Raw genomic sequence first — 239 nt, forward strand, 5'->3', positions numbered from 1 at the left:
GGCAACAACCCGTACTCGTCCAACCAGGGCATGGGCCAGCGCCCGGCCGCCGGCGCAGCCGGTGGCGGTGGCATCCCGCGTCCGCAGCCCCCGCGTCCGGGCACGCCCCGTCCGGGTGCTCCGCGTCCGGGTGGTCCCGGTCAGGGCAACCGTCCCAACGGCTTCGGGCAGCGCCCGGGCCAGGGTGGTGGCCGTGGCGGCCCCGGTGCCCGTCCGGGTGCCGGCGGCGGTGCCGGTGG

Annotated in this window: 1 pseudogene; it reads left to right on the plus strand. The window is 79.9% G+C overall.

Annotation, left to right across the window (positions count from 1 at the left end):
- Positions 1 to 239 (plus strand): annotated as a pseudogene (locus BIU91_RS18260) (hypothetical protein); the annotation flags it as partial.

The sequence above is a fragment of the Curtobacterium sp. MMLR14_002 genome, from assembly GCF_001864975.1.
Taxonomy (GTDB): Bacteria; Actinomycetota; Actinomycetes; order Actinomycetales; family Microbacteriaceae; genus Curtobacterium; species Curtobacterium flaccumfaciens.